This window comes from Bacteroidia bacterium, assembly GCA_039924845.1.
Lineage (GTDB): Bacteria > Bacteroidota > Bacteroidia > DATLTG01 > DATLTG01 > DATLTG01.
The window spans coordinates 1-21440 of record JBDTAC010000013.1; the positions used below are offsets into that span (position 1 = coordinate 1).

Consider the following 21440-nt stretch of genomic DNA (forward strand, 5'->3'; position numbering starts at 1 on the left):
TGTTCGATCCATTCGAATTAGTAGCTGTTAAACTAACGGTATAAGTTCCTGCCGTATTATAAGTTACAACTTGACTTGCAGTGCTTGATGTACCAGGAGTTCCGCTTTGGAATATCCAACTATAGCTCGTTGGTCCGCCAGAGGATGTGCTTGTATAGGTAATTGAAGATCCCTTACATACAGGAGAACTTGTTGCAGTGTAAGAAGCAGTTGGTACTGTAACAGCATAACTCACAATAGGAATTTGCCACATTCCGCGTCCAAAAGTCGCAGCTCTAAGCATTCCTGTCCCATAGTAGATTTCCATTTGTGTTACAATCGCATTAGCCAAACCCGTATTATAAGGTTGCCAAGACCCCAATGTGCTATCTCTATAATAAACACCTACATCCATTCCTGCATAAACTGTTCCTTTGCCGTTTTTCTGATAGGTGATGCAATTGGCTGGTAAGTTAGGCAATCCAGTAGAATAATTCGTCCAAGACGCACCTCCATTTGTTGTTACAAAAATTTTATTTCCAGAAGAATATCCAGAAAACGTAACATACGCAATGTTTGCATTAGTGGGACAAATTGCTACATAACTCGCAGCTGCACTGCCTGTTGGCAATCCGGAGTTAATGGTTGCCCAAGAACCACCTCCATTTGTTGTTTTATAAACACCCGTGTTTTTCACTACATAAATAACGTTGGAATTTGAAGGAGCAATAGCAAACTCGTTTATATAATTAGATCCATCAGGTTGAGTTCCTATTTGATTCCAACTGCCGCCCTGATTGGTGGATTTATACAAATTTGTCATCCCTCCATAAATAGTATTAGTCACGTTTGGATCTTGTTTCCAAGGGGTAGCCCATGCTGTACTTTCAGAGGCAGGAGGACCGATTGAATTCCAAGAAGCACCTCCGTTAGTAGTTACATTGAAATTTCCTTGATATTGTTCTCCATACATAGTATTGTCATTACTGTAATCTATAAAGCATTTCATCCCGTCTCCATAAAGAGATTCGCCCCAATTACTAGTAGATGTCATTAAATTTGTTCCATTGTCTTGCCATCCAGAAAGAGTCTTATTCGCATTGGTAGTGGACATCCCTAATCCATACATTTGTCCGATTTGCAAATTATTGCTTAAATCGTTCCAAGTGGAACCATCATTTGTTGTCGTAAAAATTCCTCCATCACAACCTATAAAAACAGTTGTTCCATTGAGGTATGTAATATTATGAATATCGGCGTGAACATATCCACTTGAGGGGTTAGAAGCCGCCCAATAAGCGATACAATTTGCACCCCATGATGTGCCTCCATTGGTAGATTTCCACACATTAACACCGCCAACAATAATCTCATTGGCATTGGTTGGACTGGCTGCAATAGACAACGTGTAAAAGCCTTGTCCCGCACCTGCATCACTTCCATCTTGATTGAACCCTAATAAATAAGGGCTTTGTGATTCGGTGTGCTTTGCTGTAAAAGAAGTACCACTGTTTGTAGATTGATATACTCCATATAAGGAATAATTACCTCCGTCCGCTGCTGCTACATAAACATAAGCTGGATTTGCAGGTGTAACTGCTAAAGACATCCGAATTAAGCTACCTGAGTTTGGTAAACCAGATGTTACCGTAGTCCAAGTTGTACCACTATTGGTACTCATGTGAAAACTTGTTCCGGTTGCATATAAAGTAGAAGAAGTACCCGGTTTAAATTCCATCGAGAAAATAACATCACCTCCGCTGTAAATGGAGCTCCAAGAAGTTCCTCCGTTGGTGGATTTGATAATTCCAAAATTACCAGCAGCATAAATATTTTGATCGTTGCTCGGATCAATTAATATTCTAGATACAATATCTCCATTACTTATTGTTAAGGAATAAACACTTGTCCAAGTTGTACCGCCATTTGTTGATTTTAAAATACCATAAGATGTAGTGTGCGCAGATCCGCTATAGTAACCATCTTTGTCTCCTGTTGCAGCAAACATAATTTGCGTATTAGTGGCATCAATAGCAATGTCGGAAATCCCCAACTCAGTAAATGCATCGGTATTTGTTGTCCAAGAAGTACCGCCATTTGTTGAATTCCAAATTCCACCATCTGGCGCACCTACCCATAAATTACTCGGATTTGTCGGGTCAATGGTTACGCAATTTACACGACCCACGCCACCGCCCGCCGGTTCGGAATTAGGACCTAAATACGACCATGTATTTGTAGATAAAGTTGATAAAGTAGAAATTGGTTTTAATTTTTGTGCACTTAAATAAGATTGGTAATTAGCGTGCGTTTTTGATAATTGAGACAAATCTCCAGAAGGATAAACCCTTGGCGCAGCAAAATATTCCCACCTTTTAAATAATTCCCAACCCGCATTGTCTTTTTCTTCATCTTCTTCTTTTGCGTCCTTGCGAAGCTTTGCATTATCAGGATCACTGTAAAATGCTTTTTGAATGTCATAAAAATTTCCTGACGTTTTTTTTACCTGCAACCAATTATCATTAAGACTAATTGTTTTTCCGGTCGTCCTTATCCCTTGCGAAAACGTTGTTCCGCTTATTAACAAGGCGATTGAGAGAGGAGTAAAAAATATTTTTTTCATCTGTAATTATGTTTGGTTATGACAAATATGGAAAAAGAAAAATTAGAATCCAAGTTTTTAGTCGATTAATTTTTAATGATTCTTGCGTTCCTAAAAAACAAAAAAATTGATAACAACATTTTGTTGATTTCTTTAAAAAAAAGTTTTTAAACTCCTCTTTTGTTTCTATAGTTTTATCGTTTAAATATTAATTTTTGTCGATATGCCAAATGAAAAAAAAATTTTTGTACTCGATACTTCGGTCATTATTTATGATCACAATGCGATAAAAAATTTTAAAGAGCACGACGTCGTCGTTCCAATTACCGTTTTGGAAGAATTGGATAATTTCAAAAAGGGAAACGATACCAAAAATTATTCTGCGCGCGAATTTATCCGATACATCGACAAAATATCTGGAAACAACACTTTGCAAGATTGGGTAAAGCTCAATGGCAAAGGACTAGGAATGTTTAAAATCGAAATGCACCAACACGCTTCGCTGGATGCAGAAAAAATTTTTGGCGAACGGAAAGCCGATCATCGCATTTTAAATTCCGCATTGTATCTTTCTGAAATACATCCCGACCGAAAAGTAGTTTTGGTTACGAAGGATATTAATTTACGTATCAAAGCAAAATCACTGAATTTAATTGCGGAAGATTACGAAACTGGAAAAATAAAAGCAGACGAATTATATACTGGAAATACGTTAATCGACAAAGTAGCGGCGGAATCTATCACTGAAATATACGAAAAAGGTTTTTGCAAAGCAGAAACAATTCTCAAAAAAACAAAACCATTTTCCAATCATTATTACATTTTAAAAAATGGACAAAAATCTGTTTTAGCGTATTACAATCCACTTAATGGGAATTTACAAAGAGTGAATAAGGCTGCGGCTTTCGGCATCGAACCGCGTAATGCGGAACAGGCTTTCGCGCTCGACGCCATTTTAAATCCAAAGATTAGTTTAGTAACCATTCAAGGTGTGGCAGGAACTGGGAAAACCTTGTTATCATTGGCTGGCGCATTGGAACAAAAAAGAAATTATCATCAAATATATTTAGCGCGTCCCATCGTTCCGCTTAGTAATAAAGACATTGGTTATTTGCCAGGTGATATTAAATCGAAGCTAAATCCTTACATGGAGCCACTTTGGGATAATCTCAAATACATTAAAAATCAGTTTAACGAAAAGGAAAAAGAATACAAACAAATTACCGAAATGGTAGAAAATGAGAAATTGGTCATTTGTCCGCTCGCTTACATTCGTGGCAGAAGTTTGTCAAATATTTTTTTTATTGTAGATGAAGCCCAAAATCTTACGCCACACGAAGTAAAAACAATTATTACGCGTGCCGGAGAAAACACAAAAATTATTTTTACTGGAGATATTTTTCAAATTGACACACCGTATTTAGATGCTCAAAGTAACGGACTTTCCTACTTAATTGATCGCATAAAAAATCAATCTATTTATGCGCATATCACGCTCGAAAAAGGCGAGCGATCAGAATTAGCGAATTTAGCAAACGAATTTTTATAAGAAAAGAAGGGCTTCAAAAAATTAATTTTTTGAAGCCCAAAAATGAAATTAAAAATTGTATCCGAAAAATTATTTTTTCGAAATTTCTAATTATTAAGCGCAGCTAATTGCGATTTGAAATTAGCCGTTGTAGTTGCACTCAATGTGAAATGTACTGTTTGATTATTCCCAATTGTAATAGGTACAAATGCGCTATATACTTGACCACTTGTATTCAAAGCAACTGCCACTGCTGTACACTGTAACCCTAATGGAGCATACAAATAAGGATAATTTTGTGAGCTTCTTTCGTAAACATGCACCATCGAATTCAAATTAGTGAAAAGAAGAAAAACATAAGCTCCTTGCACATTCGAGCTATTATTTACAAGTGTTAACGATGTTTGAGTATAGGCAGAAAAATATTGAGAATTATCACTATTACACCAACTTCCCGAATCAATTGGAGATTTAAAGTTATATAATGAAAAAACATAATTAGTAAGATTATTATATACAGTATTAATTGTAGTGTCTACAAACCATCCTGTGGTATCACCTGTTGTGGAAGCGAAGCTTCTCATCGCAGTATCAATGGGCCAACCATTTAAAGGTTGCACTACATTTATTGGATTGCTGCCGCTTAACTTAACAGCAACACCTGCTGACTTAGCTCTTATAAAAAATTCACCTCCCGATTTTAAAGGATGACTATTCGACATTGTCGGCATATCCGATAAAAGCATATCACTTTTTGTATAAATATCTTTGAACTCAATTGTTACATTTCCTGTTACCAATGTTCCTGTTTGTGTATAAAAAACATTCGCAGGTACATTTACTATCGTACCTTTTGGAGTTGTAAAACTTCCTCCCGCAGTAGCATTAATAGTATATGTTTGAGTTTGCACTCCGTTTTTTGCAAAAAAATCTTTCATCGAACTGTAAGTATCGGAAGTACTCGAACTTGTTGATGCTGTCGGACTTGAGGGTGTATCTTTTTTACAAGAACTTATCACGAATAACGAAATAATTGCAGTACAAAAAAATATTTTTTGGTATCCACATAATTCAGAAATAAATTTATTTTTCATGGCGTTTTATTTTTTGTTTCTGTAAATGTAATTTAATTAAAACTAAAAAGCAAATCAAGTTTCGTCTAAACTATACACGTCTGAGGGTGTATTTTTTGACTAAAATAACTCTAAATTTTGTTAATAAAGGAGCTTATATTTTAGAAAATATCTTGAAAAATTATTTTTCAAACACGTTTTTTGAGAAAGAAAAGAAGAGCTTCAAAAAATTATTTTTTCAAAAGATTTTTCAGCATCAATTGACGCGCTTGTTCTTTCAACGCAGGCAAATCATCTTGTGTCATTCCTTTTGTTTCGATGGGTGTTTCCCAAATCGCTTTAATGGTTCCGGGCAGTAATTCCAAGGGACGCATCGGTGAATGGTGCTTTTTAGAATCAATAATGGTGAGCACTGCTAACGGAATTTGTGCATCTATCGCCAATCGAAAAGCACCATCTTTAAAATCCAATAAAGGTTCTTTCGTGCGGTTACGAGTTCCTTCTGGACAAAGAAAAATAGAAATATTTTCGTTCAGTGTTCGCTTCATTATTTCGATACTTTTTGATCGATCTTTTCTATCATTGCGATCAACAGAAACGTATAATTTTTTAATGATGTAGCCCAAAAAAGGGACTTTCGTCAGTTCTGCTTTTGCCAAAAACCGAACGGTATTTTCACAAGCAAGTGCGTAAATCGGGACATCTAATTGCGATTGATGATTTCCAATAAAAACGTATGTTTTGGAAGGATTTATTTTTTCCATTCCGCTAATTTTTACGCGAATCAGTAAAAAGAAATAAACAAATTTTGCCCAAAAACGAGAAACTTTATGCCCTAAATAAGGCGCGTCTTTTTTAGGAACAAATGTGAAAACAAAAAAATAACAAGGAATGATTATGACAAAACTCACTATAAAAAGAAGAAAGCCGTAAATGCCATAAAGTGTTTTAAATACGCGAAAGAAAAAGTGCATTGAAAAATTATTTTTTTGAGTTGTTAAAATTAATTTTTTTCTGCTTACGCGACAGCATTAAAATAATCAAAAATTATTTTTGCTTTCGAAATACCAACAAAATCAGCTAATATAGCTTGTGAAGTTTCTTTTATATTTTTTACGGATTTCAATTCCCGTAATAATTTTTCTGCTGTTTTATCGCTAATTCCTTTAATTTTTGTGAGTTCTGTTTGCACTAAATTTTTCTCTCTTTTATTCCGATGATGGGTGATTCCGAAGCGATGCGCTTCATCGCGAATTTGTTGAATGATACGCAATGTTTCCGATTTTTTATCCAAATACAAAGGCAAAGAATCACCGGGATAATATATTTCTTCCAATCTTTTTGCGATACTAATAATTCCTACTTTACCCATCAAATCAAGCTTTTCTAAACTTTTCACCGCCGCGCTCAATTGCCCTTTTCCGCCGTCAATCACAATCAAATGCGGCAATTTCTGCCCTTCTTCTATCAAACGGTTGTAACGCCTGAAAATGATTTCTTCCATCGACGCAAAATCATTCGGACCTTCCACAGTTTTTATATTAAAATGACGATAATCTTTTTTACTCGGTTTGGCATTTTTAAAAACCGTCATTGCCGCCACTGGAAAAGCTCCTTGAATGTTTGAATTATCAAAACATTCGATGTGAAAAGGTAATTCTGTTAAGCGCAAATCTTTTTTCATTTGCTCTAAAATCCTTGTATATCGTGCTTCGGGATTCAGCAACTCTTCTTTTCTATTTTTTTCTTGTCGATAATATTTTACATTTCGCTCTGACAAATCAAGTAATTTCTTTTTATCTCCGCGTTGCGGAACAAAAAACACAGCTTCCGGAATGCCCATTTCCATTGGGAAAGGAACAATAATTTCTTTCGCATCGCTTTCAAAACGTTGACGCAATTCGGTAATCGCAAGCGCTAATAATTCTTCAGGCGATTCATCCAATTTTTTTTTCAATTCAATCGTATGTCCTTGGATAATCGCACCATTAAACACTTTCAAGAAATTTACATACCCGGATTTTTCATCCGTCAAAATCGAAAAAACATCCACATTGTTGATATCGGGTGTAACAATAGTTGATTTGCTTTGATATTTTTCGAGTATTTCAATTTTATCTTTCAGAATTTGAGCTTTTTCAAATTGAAATTGCTGTGCGTAATCCTGCATCATTTGCTTCAATTGGCGGGTAACAGAATGAATATTTCCGCGAACAATATCTTTAATTTCACGAATGCTTTGATTGTATTCCGATTCTGTTTCCAAACCTTCGCAAGGCCCTTTGCAATTTCCCAAATGAAATTCCAAACACACTTTAAATTTTTTTTTCTGAATATTTTCTTCTGACAATTGAAGGTTGCAATTACGTATCGTATACAATTGTCGAATGAGGTCAAGCACAGTATTCATCAACTTTATAGAGGCATACGGACCAAAATAAGAGGAGCCATCTTTAACCACATTTCGAGTAGAAAAAATTCGAGGAAAAGTTTCGTTTTTAATGCAAATCCAAGGATACGTTTTATCGTCTTTTAGCAATACATTGTAACGCGGTTGGTACTTTTTAATGAGATTATTTTCGAGCAACAAAGCATCTAACTCCGTATCAACAACAATGTATTTAATATCGCAAATTTTACGAACAAGTACTGCCGTTTTTCCGCTCTCATGCTTGTCTTTATTGAAATACGAGGTAACTCTTTTTTTTAAATTTTTGGCTTTTCCTACGTAAATTATTTTCTCTTCTTTATCAAAATATTGATACACGCCCGGATTATCGGGCAAGGATTTTAAAATTAAATCAAGGTGTTCAGAAATATCCGTCATAGCACGTTGGCTAGCTTTTACGCAAAGTTAAGGATAAATTTTGTGCGTAAAATTTACGCCTTCGAAAAAAATAATTTTCCGAAACGCTTTTTTATTTTCTAGAAAAATCAACGGTATCTGGTAGCGCAGAAGGTTCCATAGCGCTTTTATTTTCAACGCTTTTCGAGAAATCAAAATTGGCATCGTTGCCGGATTTTGCGATTACGGAAGTAGAATCCGTTTTTAGTTTTTGAGATTGTGATTGATTTTTTGTTGAAGAAAAATTATTTTTTGGAGGATTTGTTTTTGCGGTTGCTGGAAAATTATTTTTTGAGATTTCTTTTTTTACTAGGATAGGATTTACAGACGTCGAAAAATTATTTTTTTGAAGCACTATTTTTATTGGTAAAACAGGTTTTCCTGAAACAGAAATTGGATTCTTTTTTGAGATTTCTTTTTTTATTGGAGGAAGATTTTCGGGTTTCGAAAAATTATTTTTTTCAGGCGCTAAACTTGCGGATTCGATTATCATCGCGGAAGATCTTTTTTTTGAAAAATTATTTTTTGGAGTAGTAAAAGCAATGAAATAAAATAAAATGCTTAACACAAAAACAGATCCGACTCCGATTGCAATATTTTTTTTCTGAGCAAAAATTATCTTGAAAAAATCAGTATTAAAAAAGGATTTTTTGGTGCTGCGTTTCGGTAAAATAGATTCTAATTTTTCCCAACAAATTTCATCGTAAGCCACTTCGTATTTTAGCAAAGTCCTTTTTATAAATGCATCGGAATTTTCGTACGGATTTTTCATACAAATGCGTTTAAATTTTTTTGTAAATAAAATTTTGCTTTCGATATATTCGCAATCGCTGTTTCTTCGCTCATATCCAAGTTTTCCATAATATTTTTCAAAGAAATATCATCAATCACCGCCAAATTGTACAACACCCTGTAAGCTGGTGGCAATTGCTGTAAAGCATGCAATATAGTTTCCGTATCCATTGTTTCCAATTTCGCTTCGCTTAATACATCATTGTTTTTTTTAACATCTCCAGCATTTACAGTACTTGCAATCAAATATTCTTTTCGGTTGTTTCGTAAATTTTTGACGGCTGCCGAAATCATTATTTCTTTCAACCAATTTTCAAAACACATCTCCGAGTTGTACTTTTTCAAGGTTTGAAAAGCAGAAAAAAATCCATCGTTTAAAATTTCTTGTGCTTGCGGAATGTCTTTGGAATAGCGCAAACACACGCCCATCATTTTACCAAAATAACGCTCAAATAAGATTTGTTGCGCTTCTTTTTTATGATGAATACAATTTCGAATTAGTTCCACTTCATCCATTTGAATTAGTTTAATTTTGTGGCCAAAACACAGGTTTTCTTAAATTGTTTAACATCTCCATTCGTATTAAAAACACTTATATAAATTACGTAAATTCCAGTACGCGCTTTTTCTCGATTTTCATTCGTTCCATCCCAAGAAAAAACCCCTTCTGTAGCCAACAATTGATTTCTTGCAAGGTATTTTATCGTTCTGCCTTGCGCATCGTAAACGATAAAGGTGCCAACATATCCGGACTTTTCAAACGCATAACGAATACTTAACACATCGTTATTTCCATCATCATCTGGCGAAAAAATTGCCGGACTAATCTGAATCGCATCAGTGCCATTTTCAGTCTTGCGATATTGAGAATTTTGATATCCAGGAGTGGACAAAACGCTTTCTGCGGCTGAATGCCAATTATTCAAATCCTGCGTAGGCTGATTAAAATCAAGTCTTTCCAGAGATATACCTTTCGTGCTATTTAATAAGGAAAATTGCATCGAAGACTTGTACGAAAACCGGTCTATAATTGTTCCGTTAGACGACGCCAAAACGATTGTTCCGGAAGAAATGTTCATCGTCGGCAAGGAAGCCATTTGGATCAAATTGTCCGGGAATAGGCAATTGTAGCGATTTTTTAATTTCTCCGTATTGATACTTAACGCAACGTATCTTTTAGGATATAAAAGCTTAGAATCTGTCGTAATTGTTTTTGGCGATTTTAAGGTATTGTGAATGCTATCGAAAGAGCCTAAAAACAAGTCTTTTAAATCAATTATTTTTTGCGAACGATTATAAATCTCAACAAAATGAACATCTCCGGGAAAAGGATCGGATAAAATTTCATTAATTACCACATCGTTCGGATCAATCGAATTTGTCGGAATGGTTGAATTATCAATACTATCCGAGCGAATTGGACCTATATAAAAATCATCAAAATAAAATTTTGACGCGTTAGAACTCGTGTATTTGCAAGAAATTCCGAAAAAAGAAAAATTTTCCAAATTGAGCGAATTGTCCGAACCAAAACCTTCTGAAAAATAATTTTTTCCACCCAAGGTATCAGAATAAATAGCCCAATCGCCTTGTTCACTCTTCGTAATTTTAACACGAATGACATTCGAACTTTTCGCACAGTGACCAGGAACGCCGTTAATGATCTTCGTCGTACTTGTTCCGTTTTGTTTCCAAAGTCCGATATCGTCATTCGCGCCATTTTGTCCCATGCGAATAAAATATCCATTCAAAAAACCATTCAAATCCGCATTGTCAGAAGCCAAATAAATTTTCGCTAAATTATTATCCGAAGGCGCAAATGACATTTTTATCCAAAAACTCCATTCCAAATCACCAGAAAACTCGCAAGGAACAGAAAGATACGAAGTTCCTGCGCCCGCTGCATTTAATTGCAATTGCTTGGAAGTATTGACAGTAAAATTTTGTGAATCGCCAGTCCAAGAAGGATTTTCGGTAAAATTTCCATCTGAAAAATCATCTTCCACTTGCGAAACTGACATCAAGGGAAAAAGAAAGGCGCTTAGAAAAAATATTTTTCTCATAGGATTTAGATATTGCTTTTATAAATAGATTATTTTCGCTCGACAATAAAACGCATAAATTCATTTTAAAGTATGAAAACAGCAGTTGTAGGCGCCACAGGACTTGTAGGCGGTGTAATGATGAAAATTCTCGAAGAAAGAAATTTTCCAGTAACGGAATTTATTCCAGTTGCCTCTGAAAAATCAATCGGAAAAAATATTTTTTTCAAGGGTAAATCATACACGATTGTTGGAATGGAAGAAGCGGTTGCGATGCGTCCGGATGTGGCGCTATTCTCGGCAGGCGGAACAACTTCCTTGGAATGGGCGCCGAAATTTGCAGCCGTTGGAACAACTGTTATTGACAATTCTTCGGCTTGGAGAATGGATGTGACCAAAAAGCTAATTGTGCCTGAAATCAATGCTTCTGAACTGACTTTAACGGATAAAATAATTGCCAATCCAAATTGTTCGACGATACAAATGGTAATGGTTTTAAATCCATTGCATAAAAAATACAAAATAAAAAGAGTAGTTGTTTCCACGTATCAATCCGTTACCGGGACAGGAAAAAAAGCAGTAGATCAGATGATGAATGAGCGTAACGGCGTGAAAGGCGAAATGGCATATCCCTACACAATTGATATGAATGTGTTGCCGCACATTGATGTTTTTTTGGAAAACGGATATACAAAAGAGGAAATGAAAATGGTGCACGAAACCAAAAAAATACTGGGCGATAACAGCATTCAAGTTACAGCTACTGCTGTTCGGATTCCGGTTATTGGCGGACATTCCGAATCCGTTAACATCGAATTTGAAAATGATTTTGATGTGAACGAAGTGAAAAAAATAATGAATGAAACACCCGGACTTATTTTGGCGGACGATTTAAGGAAACTTCATTATCCGATGCCAAAAGATGCCCACAATCGAGACGAAGTTTTTGTGGGACGAATTCGCAGAGATGAATCTTGCGCGAAATCACTAAATTTATGGATTGTAGCCGATAATTTACGCAAAGGCGCAGCTACTAATGCAGTTCAAATTGCTGAATATTTATTACAGCATAAAATGCTGTAATAAACGGCGATTTCTTATCCCCAAATAAAAAGAGAGGCGATAAACGACATCGCTAAAATGGCATAAATAATTGCGAATACGCCCGCTCCATCAGATACGGTAAGGTTATCGATGCAATGTGTTTTTTCTTGAGAATGTGCGTGTTGTTCCATGATTTCGAAATTTAATTTCAGCAAAAATAAATATTCTTTTTTACACTTCCGAAAAAATAATTTTTCAAATGCGTACTTTCGTGAAAAATAATTTAATCCGATTATTGAGATGAAAGCACTTATTACAGGCGCTACCAAAGGAATTGGCAGAGAAATTACTTTTGCTTTGGCTAAAAAAGGCTACGATTTGGTACTTATTGCGCGCAATGAAAACGATTTGGAAGAACTAAAATATGCGCTCAATTCGCAAGAGCCTACACGAAAAGTCATTATCGTTTCTTGCGATCTTTCCAAAAAAGAAGAAATAAAAGCGATGGAAATACTCGTGAAAAAAGAGTGGAAAACCTTGGATGTATTGATTAATAACGCTGGCATTTACAAAACAGGAACCGCTACCGACGAGCCAGACGGAAATTTAGAATCGTGTATCGCTTCTAATTTATACAGCGCTTACCATGTTACGCGCGCTTTCGCAGATGAAATGAAAAAAGCAGGAAAGGGACATATTTTCAATATGTGTTCGGTATTGAGCAAACATCCGCGCGTGGACGCATCGGCCTATACAATTTCTAAATTTGCTTTGCTTGGTTTTAATCGTGTATTGTGCGAAGATATGCGTTGTTTCGGCGTAAAAGTAACCGCCGTATTGCCGGGCTCTACCAACACTGCGTCGTGGGATGGATTTAACGCGCCGGCAGACGAATTTGTGCAGCCGAAAGATGTGGCGAATGCGATTGTAAATGCACTGGAAATGTCGCCTTCTGCACTTGCGGAAGAAATAATAATCAAACCTTTGCATCCCGGAATCTAAAATTAAGAAACGTGACAAAAAGAAAATTGCAACGCTTCGCGGAAACAGAAACTTTCGGAAATGTTTTTCACATCGGATACGAAGATTCTCTGCAAAATTTTTCGTTGAAGGGAAAATGGAATTCGGATTATTTTAAAAACAACCATCCGATTGTTTTGGAGTTGGGCTGCGGAAGAGGGGAATATTCGGTGGGATTGGCGGAACGTTTCCCAGAAAAAAATTTTATCGGTGTAGATATTAAAGGCGCTCGGATTTGGCGCGGCGCGAAAACAGCCGCCGAAAATAAAATGAACAACGTGGCTTTTTTACGCACGCGAATTGATTTTATTGAATCGTGTTTTGAGGCACAAGAAATTTCTGAAATTTGGATTACCTTTCCAGATCCGCAGCCACAGGAAAGTCGCGAGCGGAAAAGACTTACGTCGGATTTATTTTTAAATCGCTACCAAAAAATTTTAAAACCAAAAGGTATTATTCATCTCAAAACAGACAATGCTCCGTTTTATGAATACACATTAGAGCAGGCTCAAAAAAATAATTTTTCGATTGTGAATTCTACGCATGATTTGTATGCTGAAAAAAATATTTTTTCAAAAGAGAAAAAAGAAACCGCTGCATTGACGGAAATTCAAACGTTTTACGAAAAAAAATTTTCAGAGTTAGGATTTAAAATTTGCTATTTAAATTTTCAAATATGAACGAAAAAAAACAGGAGCCCGATTTTTTTCAAATGGTGTATCAAGTGGCACGGCTCATCCCGAAAGGGCGCGTAACGAGTTATGGCGCCATTGCTAAATATCTCGGAACAGCACGTTCTGCGCGGATGGTAGGTTGGGCGATGAATGCAGCACATGCGCAAAATCCGAAAGCTCCTGCACATCGTGTGGTTAATAGAATAGGATTGTTGACTGGAAAAAATCATTTTGAAACGCCTTTTGCGATGCAAGAATTATTAGAAAAAGAAGGAATAAGAATTGCGAAAGACCAAATAATAAATTTTCAAAAAGTTTTTTGGGATCCGACTATTGAATTGGCATTGTGATTAAAATTCAAATTATCAAAAAATGTATCTTCGTAAAAATTAGTAAACAAATTTTTTTTATCGATGAAAAAATATTTTTTCGGAGCACTTTTTTTAACCTTTATTTTAGGATGTTCGCACCAAACGAATTTTAATACGGTATTTGTAAACAGTCGTTATTCTATAAAAATTCCGGAATATTTTTCGCCCGTTTCTGATTTGGTTCCACAAGCTTCTTTGCAATACGATAACACGGAAAAAGAAGTGTATTTAGTGGTGATTACGGAATCAAAAAAGGACATGCAAAAATATAATTTGGACTACGATTTGAAAACGTATTTTCAAAATATTATTCAGCAACCGTTTACGGATAGCGTTCAGAAAGGAACAATTTCAACGCCGATTGTCAAACAATTAAACGGTGCGAAAATGATGGAAACATCCATCACCGGAAAAGTGCACGACGGAATGGTCTCCTACAAATTAGCAGTGATAGAAACCAATACTTCCTTTTACCAAATTTTGACGTGGACAACGGCAGATAAAATGCAAAAATATGGAGATGATTTGCAACAAATTATCGACTCCTTTCAGGAAATGCCACAAAAACAGGAGCAAAAAAATCTTTAATATTTAAGGCTTCAAAAAATTAATTTTTCAAACGCTTTTAATAATAGGTAATCATAATTTCCACTCGGCGATTGGCTTCGCTTTGTTCGGTATTGATAGGATTTGGGTAAATCATATTTGTGTTCCCGTAGCCTTTTGAGTGCAACCTTTTTTTCGTTATTTTTTGTAAAATCAAATATTCTTTTACGGCTTTTGCGCGTTTTTTTGAAAGTCTTCTAGAACGAAAATTATTCCGTGTTCCCGGACTATTTACATAACCTTGAATCTCAATTTTTGCGGTAGGATTTGCATTCATAAATTCTACTAAATTGAGCAAAGACGGTTTCGAAGAAACTAAAAATTCTGCTTTTTCAGGTTCAAATTTTATATTTTTTAACGTTACGTGAGAGCCGACCTTTATTTTTTTCATTTTTATTTCAAGCGTTATAGGTCCTGATTCTTCAGGGCTTACAACACTTCCGCTGTAAAAGAAATAACCTTTCGAATTACAATTTATCGCAATACTTTGCGAAGCACCGAGCACTACTGAATAAGAGGAAGTGTCTTTAATCGTAACTGTTTTATCCCCTAAACCATCAATCGCTAAAATGCCTTTGATTGGTGTTCCGTTATCTTCGTCCACAACCGAGATGGTTAAAGGGCATTGAACTTTAATCGAACCTACTTTTACTGGGGCGGCATCTATCGTTGATTTTGCCTGTGGAGCTGGATTTGAAGTCGCAGAAAGATTTTCAATCGAAACATCTTGTCCGCCTTCTGTAAAATTATCAAGTACCAAATAATAAATTTCCCCCTTTTTTACAGACAATGCTTTGCTGTATGCAGGTCCTTTTCCCCAAGGCACAAAATCTTGCGTAGCGCTTGTAGATAAACCTGTTTGACCATTGGAGCCACTATCTGGTTTAGAAATATTTGTACGTATCGGCTTTATTTTTTTTGTCCGCAAACTGTCGCAAAAACCATCTCCACCTGTGTAACGAAAAAGTAAGAAATCAACGTCGTCCGTTTTTTTGTGAGGAATAATATCAAACGTTAGCAGTGTATCTTTTTGTACACGAAATTTCAACCATGCAATGTTGTGTTCTTTATAGAAAAAAAATAAACTCCTTTTTTTATGATCGGAAACCGTATTATTTCCACTGGTTCCATCCAATGTAATTGGACCTAAATTAGATTCTGTTACTTCTTCCATTGAATTTCCGCAATCGGAATGATCTTTGGCAAATTGCTGTGCAGAAAGAAAATTCGCACTAAAGAGGAAAAATAATAAACCGAGTAAAAAGTGTTTCATGTAATTTTTTTTGAAAGCACAAAACTAAAATAAAAAAGCATAAAATCAATAGCTGAAAATAGGAAGTTCTAAAATTGTTTTAACAAGGCTTCCTGAATTTTTTTTCGTTCATTTGTGGTAGTAAATTGTCATTTTTTAGAATTATTTTTCTGGATATGGACTTAAAAGAAAGAATAAAACACCTCGCCAAAAATTATTTTTCTGAAACAGTTGAAATCAGAAGGCATTTGCATGCGCATCCCGAATTGTCTTTTCAGGAAAATAACACTTCTGATTTTATCGCAGCACAACTTACCAAAATTGGAATTCCATTTAAAAGAGGAATTGCAGGAACCGGAATCGTGGCGCTTTTAGAAGGAAAAAATTCGCAAAAAAAAACAATCGCTTTGCGTGCCGATATGGATGCTTTGCCGATTGTAGAAGAAAATAAAACAACATACGTTTCGCAAAATAAAGGCGTAATGCATGCCTGCGGACACGATGTACACACGGCTTCTTTGTTGGGTGTGGCAAAAATCCTAACGGAATTAAAAAATGATTTTGAAGGCTCGATAAAGTTAATTTTTCAACCTGGCGAAGAAAAATTACCGGGTGGTGCTTCTATGATGATTGCAGAAGGAGTGCTTCAAAACCCGCAGCCGACTTGTATTTTCGCGCAACATGTTTTTCCTTCGATGGAAACAGGAAAAGTAGGATTTAAAAAAGGAATGTACATGGCATCTACCGATGAAATTTATTTGACGGTAAAAGGAAAAGGTGGGCATGCCGCGATGCCAAAGGAATACAATAATCCTTTATTAATTGCGTCGCGTATTTTAATCGCGTTAGAAGCAGAATTTAAAAATGAAAAAAATAATTTTCCAACTGTTCTTGCTTTCGGAAAAATAATCGGAAATGGTGCTACCAATGTTATTCCTGCGGAAGTAAAAATAGAAGGAACTTTCCGAACGATGGATGAAAAATGGCGTTCGGAAGTGCACGAAAAAATAAAATTCATAGTGCAAAAAATAGCGAAAGATAGCGGAGGTGCTTGTGATGCAACGATTGTAAAAGGCTATCCATTTTTGGTAAACGACGAAACTGTTACTGGAAAAGCGCAGCATTGGGCAGAAATTTTTCTAGGAAAAGAAAACGTGGAAGAGTTGCCGATGCGTATGACAGCGGAAGATTTTGCTTTTTATTCGCAACAAATTCCAGCTTGCTTTTATAGATTGGGAACTGGAAATAAAGTAAAAAATATTGTTTCCGGTGTTCATACACCAACATTTGAAATTGATGAAAAAGCACTTGAAATTGGCGTGGGATTAATGACTTGGATTGCGCTGAATGAATTGGCAGAAAGATAAAATCACTTGTTTCTCGGTAGAAAAACAAGTGATTTTAGTGTGTTCAAAAAATTAATTTCCGAACTCCGAAATAAATTTAATTCGCATCAAACGTATTTCTTCTTCGGTATAATCTTCTTCTCCGAGTTCCTTTAAAGCCGCGTCAATGGAGTCGGTTTGCGCCGTGCGGAAATAATCATACACTTCTTCTTGTTTATCTTCATCAATTACATCTTCAATGTAATAATTGATGTTTACTCTGGTTCCTGAAGAAACAATACTTTCAATTTCTGAAATCAATTCACGCACAGTAAGTCCTTTTGCTTTCGCGATGTCTTCCAATCGTAGTTTACGATCAATATTTTGGATGATGTGAACTTTTAATCCGGATTTATTTACGATGGATTTCACGACCAAATCTTGCGGACGTTCAATTTCATTTTCTTCCACATACTTTTCGATAAGCGACAAGAATGGTTTTCCGAATTTTTGCGCTTTTCCTGTTCCAACGCCTGTTATATGGATAAGTTCATCCATTTTAATAGGATATTGAATCGCCATTTCTTCCAAAGAAACCTCTTGAAAAACAACGTAAGGCGGTAAATTGTGTTGCTTCGCGGTCTTTTTACATAGATCTTTTAGCATTGAAAACAATGCTTCGTCTGCACCTGTTCCGCCTTTTTGTCCGCCGGAAGCGATGATATCATCGTCATCTTCATCCGCATTTTCATAATCATGATCTTTGGTAAGCATCATGGAAGTCGGTTTCTTCAAAAAATCTTTTCCTGCTTTGCTCAAATAAAGCGTTCCGTAACTTTCAATGTCTTTTATAAGAAGTCCTGCGATGATAGTTTGACGCACTACGGCTGTCCAAAATTTTTCCTCTTTCCCGTCTTCATTTCCTTTTCCGAAAACCTCTAATTCGTTATGTTTATAGGACTTTACGACACTATTTATGGTTCCTGTTAAAACCGCTACTAAATGTTTCGCTTTAAATTTTTCTTTTACTTCGAGAGCTGTTTCAAGAACTAAAGCCACATCGTCCATCCCTTCAAATTTTGTTTTCGGATGTGTACAATTATCGCAATTCTGACAATTATCTTGTTTGTAAACTTCTCCAAAATAATGAAGCAATTGTTTTCTGCGACAAACAGAAGATTCTGCATAAGCAACTGTTTCCAATAATAATTGTTGTCCAATTTCTTGTTCTGCAACAGGTTTGCCCTTCATAAACTTTTCCAGTTTTTGAATGTCTTCGAAACTGTAAAAAGTAACACATTTTCCTTCGCCGCCATCGCGTCCGCCACGACCAGTTTCTTGGTAATAACCTTCTAAACTTTTCGGAATATCGTGATGGATCACAAAACGAACATCCGGTTTGTCAATTCCCATTCCGAAAGCAATAGTAGCGACAATTACATCAATTTCTTCCATCAGAAATTGATCTTGTGTTTTAGCACGAACAGCGGCTTCTAATCCTGCGTGATAAGGCAATGCTTTGATTCCGTTTACTTGAAGTGTTTGGGCAATTTCTTCTACTTTCTTACGACTCAAGCAATAAATAATTCCTGATTTTCCGGAATTTTGTTTGACGTATTTAATAATTTCTTTGATAACATTTGTTTTCGGTCTTACTTCATAATATAAGTTAGCGCGATTAAAAGAAGATTTAAAAACGTTGGCATTTGTCATACCCAAATTTTTCTGAATATCTTCCTGAACTTTTGGTGTTGCCGTGGCAGTAAGCGCGATAATCGGAACGGTTCCAATTTGTTCAATCATTGGGCGTAAACGTCTGTATTCTGGACGGAAATCATGTCCCCACTCCGAAATACAATGTGCTTCGTCAATCGCGAAAAAAGAAATTTTTATCTCATTAAAAAATGCAATATTTTCTTCTTTGGTAAGAGATTCGGGAGCTACGTATAATAATTTTGTTTTTCCTTTCAGAATATCTTCTTTTACTAATTTGATTTCTGCTTTATTTAAAGACGAATTTAAAAAGTGAGCGATTCCGTCTTCGTTTCCGAAGTTGCGCAAGGCATCCACCTGGTTTTTCATCAAAGCGATAAGCGGAGAAATAATAATGGCAGTTCCTTCGCTTACCAAAGCGGGCAATTGGTAGCACAATGATTTGCCGCCGCCCGTGGGCATAATTACAAAGGTGTCTTTACGATCGAGAATACTGTTAATGATAGCTTCTTGCGGACCTTTAAAGCTGTTGAATCCGAAAAATTTCTGTAAACAATCCTGTAAGGACGTTTCTACTTCTTGTTCTAACATTATTATTGTATTATTTAATTTAGATTAAATTTGTATCGTAAATATATATAAAAAAATAATTGTATCCTGTTAAAATAAAGCATAAAATTTCTAAAAATTATACAAAGGCGTGAAATCGAACGATGAAATTATAAAACTGGCAATCAAAACTATTTCTTTAGAAGCAGAAGCAATTGCGAATTTGAAAAAAAATATTTCAAACGACTTTTCTGAATGCGTAAAATTAATTTATAAATCCAAAGGAAGAGTTGTCGTTACAGGTATTGGCAAAAGCGCGATTATCGCTAATAAAATTGTGGCAACGATGAATTCGACCGGAACGCCTGCTATATTTATGCACGCTGCGGATGCCATTCACGGTGATTTAGGAACAATTCAAAAAGAAGATGTGATTATTTGTATTTCGAAAAGCGGAAATACGCCCGAAATAAAAGTGTTGATTCCTTTGTTGAAAAATGGAAAAAATAAATTGATTGCTTTCGTCGGAAACACGGATTCTTATTTGGCGCAACAAGCAGATTTTGTGTTGGATTGTACTGTAAAAATGGAAGCCTGTCCGAATAATTTAGCGCCTACTTCCAGTACTACGGCTCAAATGGCGATGGGCGATGCCTTAGCCGTTTGTTTGTTGGATTACAGAGGTTTTTCAAAAACGGATTTTGCGAAATTTCATCCTGGCGGCGCGCTCGGTAAAAAATTATATTTGAAAGTGGCGGATATCAGCGTTCAAAATCAGCAACCGCAAGTAAAACCATCGGATTCGATAAAAAAAGTAATTGTAGAAATTTCTTCCAAACGTTTGGGCGCCGCGGCCGTGGTGGAAAATAAAAAATTGGTGGGCGTGATTACGGATGGTGATTTACGTAGAATGCTTGAAAAAACAGATTCTTTCGCAGCTTTAAAAGCGATTGATATTATGAATAAGAAACCGAAAACTATTGAAGCATCGGAGTTAGCGGTGGAAGCAATGCTTTTATTGGAGAAACACCATATTTCGCAAGTGGTGGTTACAGACAAAGGCAATTACGCTGGTTTTGTACATTTACACGATTTAATTCGCGAAGGAATTATTTAAAAAGTACAAATGGAAAATTCACTGACCATAATCGTTCCAGCTTATAATGAAGAAAAATCATTGGAGCATTTTTTACCCGAACTTTTAGCTTTCTGCGAAAAAAATTTTTTTCAACTAATTGTTGTCAATGATGGTTCGTCGGATAAAACGCAAGATGTGCTTGAAAAATACCGTCAAAAAAATAATTTTTCAAGCATTAAAAATAAAATAAATAAAGGATATGGCGGCGCTATCAAAGCCGGAATTGCAGAAGTGAAAACGAAATACCTTATTACCATTGATGCGGATGGGCAGCATTATTTGGAAGATATTGAAAAATTATATCAAGAAATAATTTCGAAAGATGCTGATATGATTGTCGGAAATCGAAAAAATAATGCGTCGGGGTATTATAGAAGTTTTGGTAAATGGCTCATTCGGAACATTGCCAAAATATTAATGCCCTTAAAAATTACAGATATTAATTCGGGAATGAAAATTTACACGACCGATTTAGCCAAAAAATACATTCGTATTTGTCCAGATTCCATGGCGTACAGCGATATTATTGCGTTAACATTTATCAGTCAAAAACAGTTGGTACTCGAAATTCCCATTCAAATAAAGCCGAGAACTTCCGGAACCAGTACGATTAGTACAAAAACAGCATTCGAAACATTAAAAGAAATTCTCAATATTGTTGTTTTGTTTAATCCGATGCGTATCTTTTTTCCTTTGGCTTTCTTTTTTATTATTGCCGGGATTATGTGGGGATTTCCAATTGTATTGATAGGAAAAGGAATCAGTGTGGGTGCGATGGTGAGTATTATTTCCGGAATTATTTTCTTCTTTTTCGGATTAATTGCCGAACAAATTAGTTCGATGCGAAAAGAAAATTTGAACTAATTTTTTCTCAATAAAAAAAGCCT

At 35.7% G+C, this 21440-nt stretch carries 19 protein-coding genes; 9 read left to right on the forward strand and 10 right to left on the reverse strand.

What is annotated here, in order from left to right; genetic code table 11:
* The coding region (locus tag ABIZ51_01615) for a PKD domain-containing protein (GenBank protein MEO7087471.1) at window positions 1-2602 on the reverse strand (2602 nt) is incomplete at its 3' end.
* 202 nt (window positions 2603-2804) lie between these two features.
* On the opposite strand from ABIZ51_01615, the gene ABIZ51_01620 reads away from it, so the two are divergent.
* The gene (locus ABIZ51_01620) at window positions 2805-4130 is read left to right on the forward strand and encodes a PhoH family protein (protein ID MEO7087472.1); all 1326 of its coding nucleotides are present in this window, start codon (window positions 2805-2807) and stop codon (window positions 4128-4130) included.
* An 86-nt stretch (window positions 4131-4216) separates the two neighbouring features.
* Here ABIZ51_01620 and ABIZ51_01625 read toward each other — a convergent pair whose 3' ends face one another.
* The 6 genes from ABIZ51_01625 to ABIZ51_01650 form a co-directional block, all read right to left on the reverse strand.
* Window positions 4217-5203, reverse strand: a complete 987-nt coding sequence (locus ABIZ51_01625; GenBank protein MEO7087473.1) for a hypothetical protein — start codon at window positions 5201-5203, stop codon at window positions 4217-4219.
* A gap of 209 nt (window positions 5204-5412) precedes the next feature.
* Window positions 5413-6093, reverse strand: a complete 681-nt coding sequence (locus ABIZ51_01630) for a lysophospholipid acyltransferase family protein (protein ID MEO7087474.1) — start codon at window positions 6091-6093, stop codon at window positions 5413-5415.
* A 107-nt stretch (window positions 6094-6200) separates the two neighbouring features.
* On the reverse strand, window positions 6201-8009 hold the full coding sequence (gene uvrC, locus ABIZ51_01635) for an excinuclease ABC subunit UvrC (protein MEO7087475.1): 1809 nt from the start codon (window positions 8007-8009) through the stop codon (window positions 6201-6203).
* A gap of 91 nt (window positions 8010-8100) precedes the next feature.
* Window positions 8101-8799, reverse strand: coding sequence for a hypothetical protein (locus ABIZ51_01640; protein ID MEO7087476.1), 699 nt, complete (start codon window positions 8797-8799; stop codon window positions 8101-8103).
* A complete protein-coding gene (locus ABIZ51_01645) occupies window positions 8796-9335 on the reverse strand; it encodes a sigma-70 family RNA polymerase sigma factor (protein ID MEO7087477.1) in 540 nt (179 codons plus the stop codon). Before ABIZ51_01645 ends, ABIZ51_01640 begins: the two co-directional genes overlap by 4 nt.
* A 5-nt stretch (window positions 9336-9340) precedes the next feature.
* Window positions 9341-10840, reverse strand: a complete 1500-nt coding sequence (locus ABIZ51_01650) for a lamin tail domain-containing protein (GenBank protein ID MEO7087478.1) — start codon at window positions 10838-10840, stop codon at window positions 9341-9343.
* A gap of 114 nt (window positions 10841-10954) precedes the next feature.
* Here ABIZ51_01650 and ABIZ51_01655 point away from each other — a divergent pair, with 114 nt between their 5' ends.
* Window positions 10955-11944 carry an aspartate-semialdehyde dehydrogenase gene (locus tag ABIZ51_01655; protein MEO7087479.1) on the forward strand — a complete coding sequence of 330 codons (990 nt, stop codon included), beginning with the start codon at window positions 10955-10957 and terminating at the stop codon, window positions 11942-11944.
* A 14-nt stretch (window positions 11945-11958) separates the two neighbouring features.
* Here the strand turns inward: ABIZ51_01655 and ABIZ51_01660 are convergent, their stop codons facing one another.
* Window positions 11959-12096, reverse strand: a complete 138-nt coding sequence (locus ABIZ51_01660) for a hypothetical protein (protein MEO7087480.1) — start codon at window positions 12094-12096, stop codon at window positions 11959-11961.
* 109 nt (window positions 12097-12205) lie between these two features.
* Here ABIZ51_01660 and ABIZ51_01665 point away from each other — a divergent pair, with 109 nt between their 5' ends.
* The 4 genes from ABIZ51_01665 (at window position 12206) to ABIZ51_01680 (ending at window position 14558) form a co-directional block, all read left to right on the forward strand.
* Window positions 12206-12907 carry an SDR family oxidoreductase gene (locus ABIZ51_01665; GenBank protein ID MEO7087481.1) on the forward strand — a complete coding sequence of 234 codons (702 nt, stop codon included), beginning with the start codon at window positions 12206-12208 and terminating at the stop codon, window positions 12905-12907.
* A gap of 11 nt (window positions 12908-12918) precedes the next feature.
* Window positions 12919-13605: a tRNA (guanosine(46)-N7)-methyltransferase TrmB gene (gene trmB / locus ABIZ51_01670; protein ID MEO7087482.1), complete on the forward strand. Its 687-nt coding sequence runs from the start codon at window positions 12919-12921 to the stop codon at window positions 13603-13605.
* Window positions 13602-13949 carry an MGMT family protein gene (locus ABIZ51_01675; GenBank protein MEO7087483.1) on the forward strand — a complete coding sequence of 116 codons (348 nt, stop codon included), beginning with the start codon at window positions 13602-13604 and terminating at the stop codon, window positions 13947-13949. Before trmB ends, ABIZ51_01675 begins: the two co-directional genes overlap by 4 nt.
* A gap of 63 nt (window positions 13950-14012) precedes the next feature.
* Window positions 14013-14558, forward strand: coding sequence for a hypothetical protein (locus ABIZ51_01680; GenBank protein MEO7087484.1), 546 nt, complete (start codon window positions 14013-14015; stop codon window positions 14556-14558).
* 37 nt (window positions 14559-14595) lie between these two features.
* Here the strand turns inward: ABIZ51_01680 and ABIZ51_01685 are convergent, their stop codons facing one another.
* On the reverse strand, window positions 14596-15849 hold the full coding sequence (locus tag ABIZ51_01685) for an OmpA family protein (GenBank protein MEO7087485.1): 1254 nt from the start codon (window positions 15847-15849) through the stop codon (window positions 14596-14598).
* 155 nt (window positions 15850-16004) lie between these two features.
* Here ABIZ51_01685 and ABIZ51_01690 point away from each other — a divergent pair, with 155 nt between their 5' ends.
* A complete protein-coding gene (locus tag ABIZ51_01690; protein ID MEO7087486.1) occupies window positions 16005-17195 on the forward strand; it encodes a M20 family metallopeptidase in 1191 nt (396 codons plus the stop codon).
* Window positions 17196-17246: 51 nt separating this feature from the next.
* Here the strand turns inward: ABIZ51_01690 and recQ are convergent, their stop codons facing one another.
* Complete coding sequence (gene recQ, locus ABIZ51_01695; protein MEO7087487.1) at window positions 17247-19457, reverse strand: DNA helicase RecQ; 2211 nt, start codon at window positions 19455-19457, stop codon at window positions 17247-17249.
* 109 nt (window positions 19458-19566) lie between these two features.
* Between recQ and ABIZ51_01700 the strand changes: the two genes are divergently transcribed.
* Together ABIZ51_01700 and ABIZ51_01705 are read left to right on the forward strand one after the other, a co-directional pair.
* The gene (locus ABIZ51_01700; protein ID MEO7087488.1) at window positions 19567-20532 is read left to right on the forward strand and encodes a KpsF/GutQ family sugar-phosphate isomerase; all 966 of its coding nucleotides are present in this window, start codon (window positions 19567-19569) and stop codon (window positions 20530-20532) included.
* Between the two features lie 9 nt (window positions 20533-20541).
* Window positions 20542-21417, forward strand: a complete 876-nt coding sequence (locus ABIZ51_01705) for a glycosyltransferase family 2 protein (GenBank protein ID MEO7087489.1) — start codon at window positions 20542-20544, stop codon at window positions 21415-21417.
* Window positions 21418-21440: the final 23 nt, after the last annotated feature.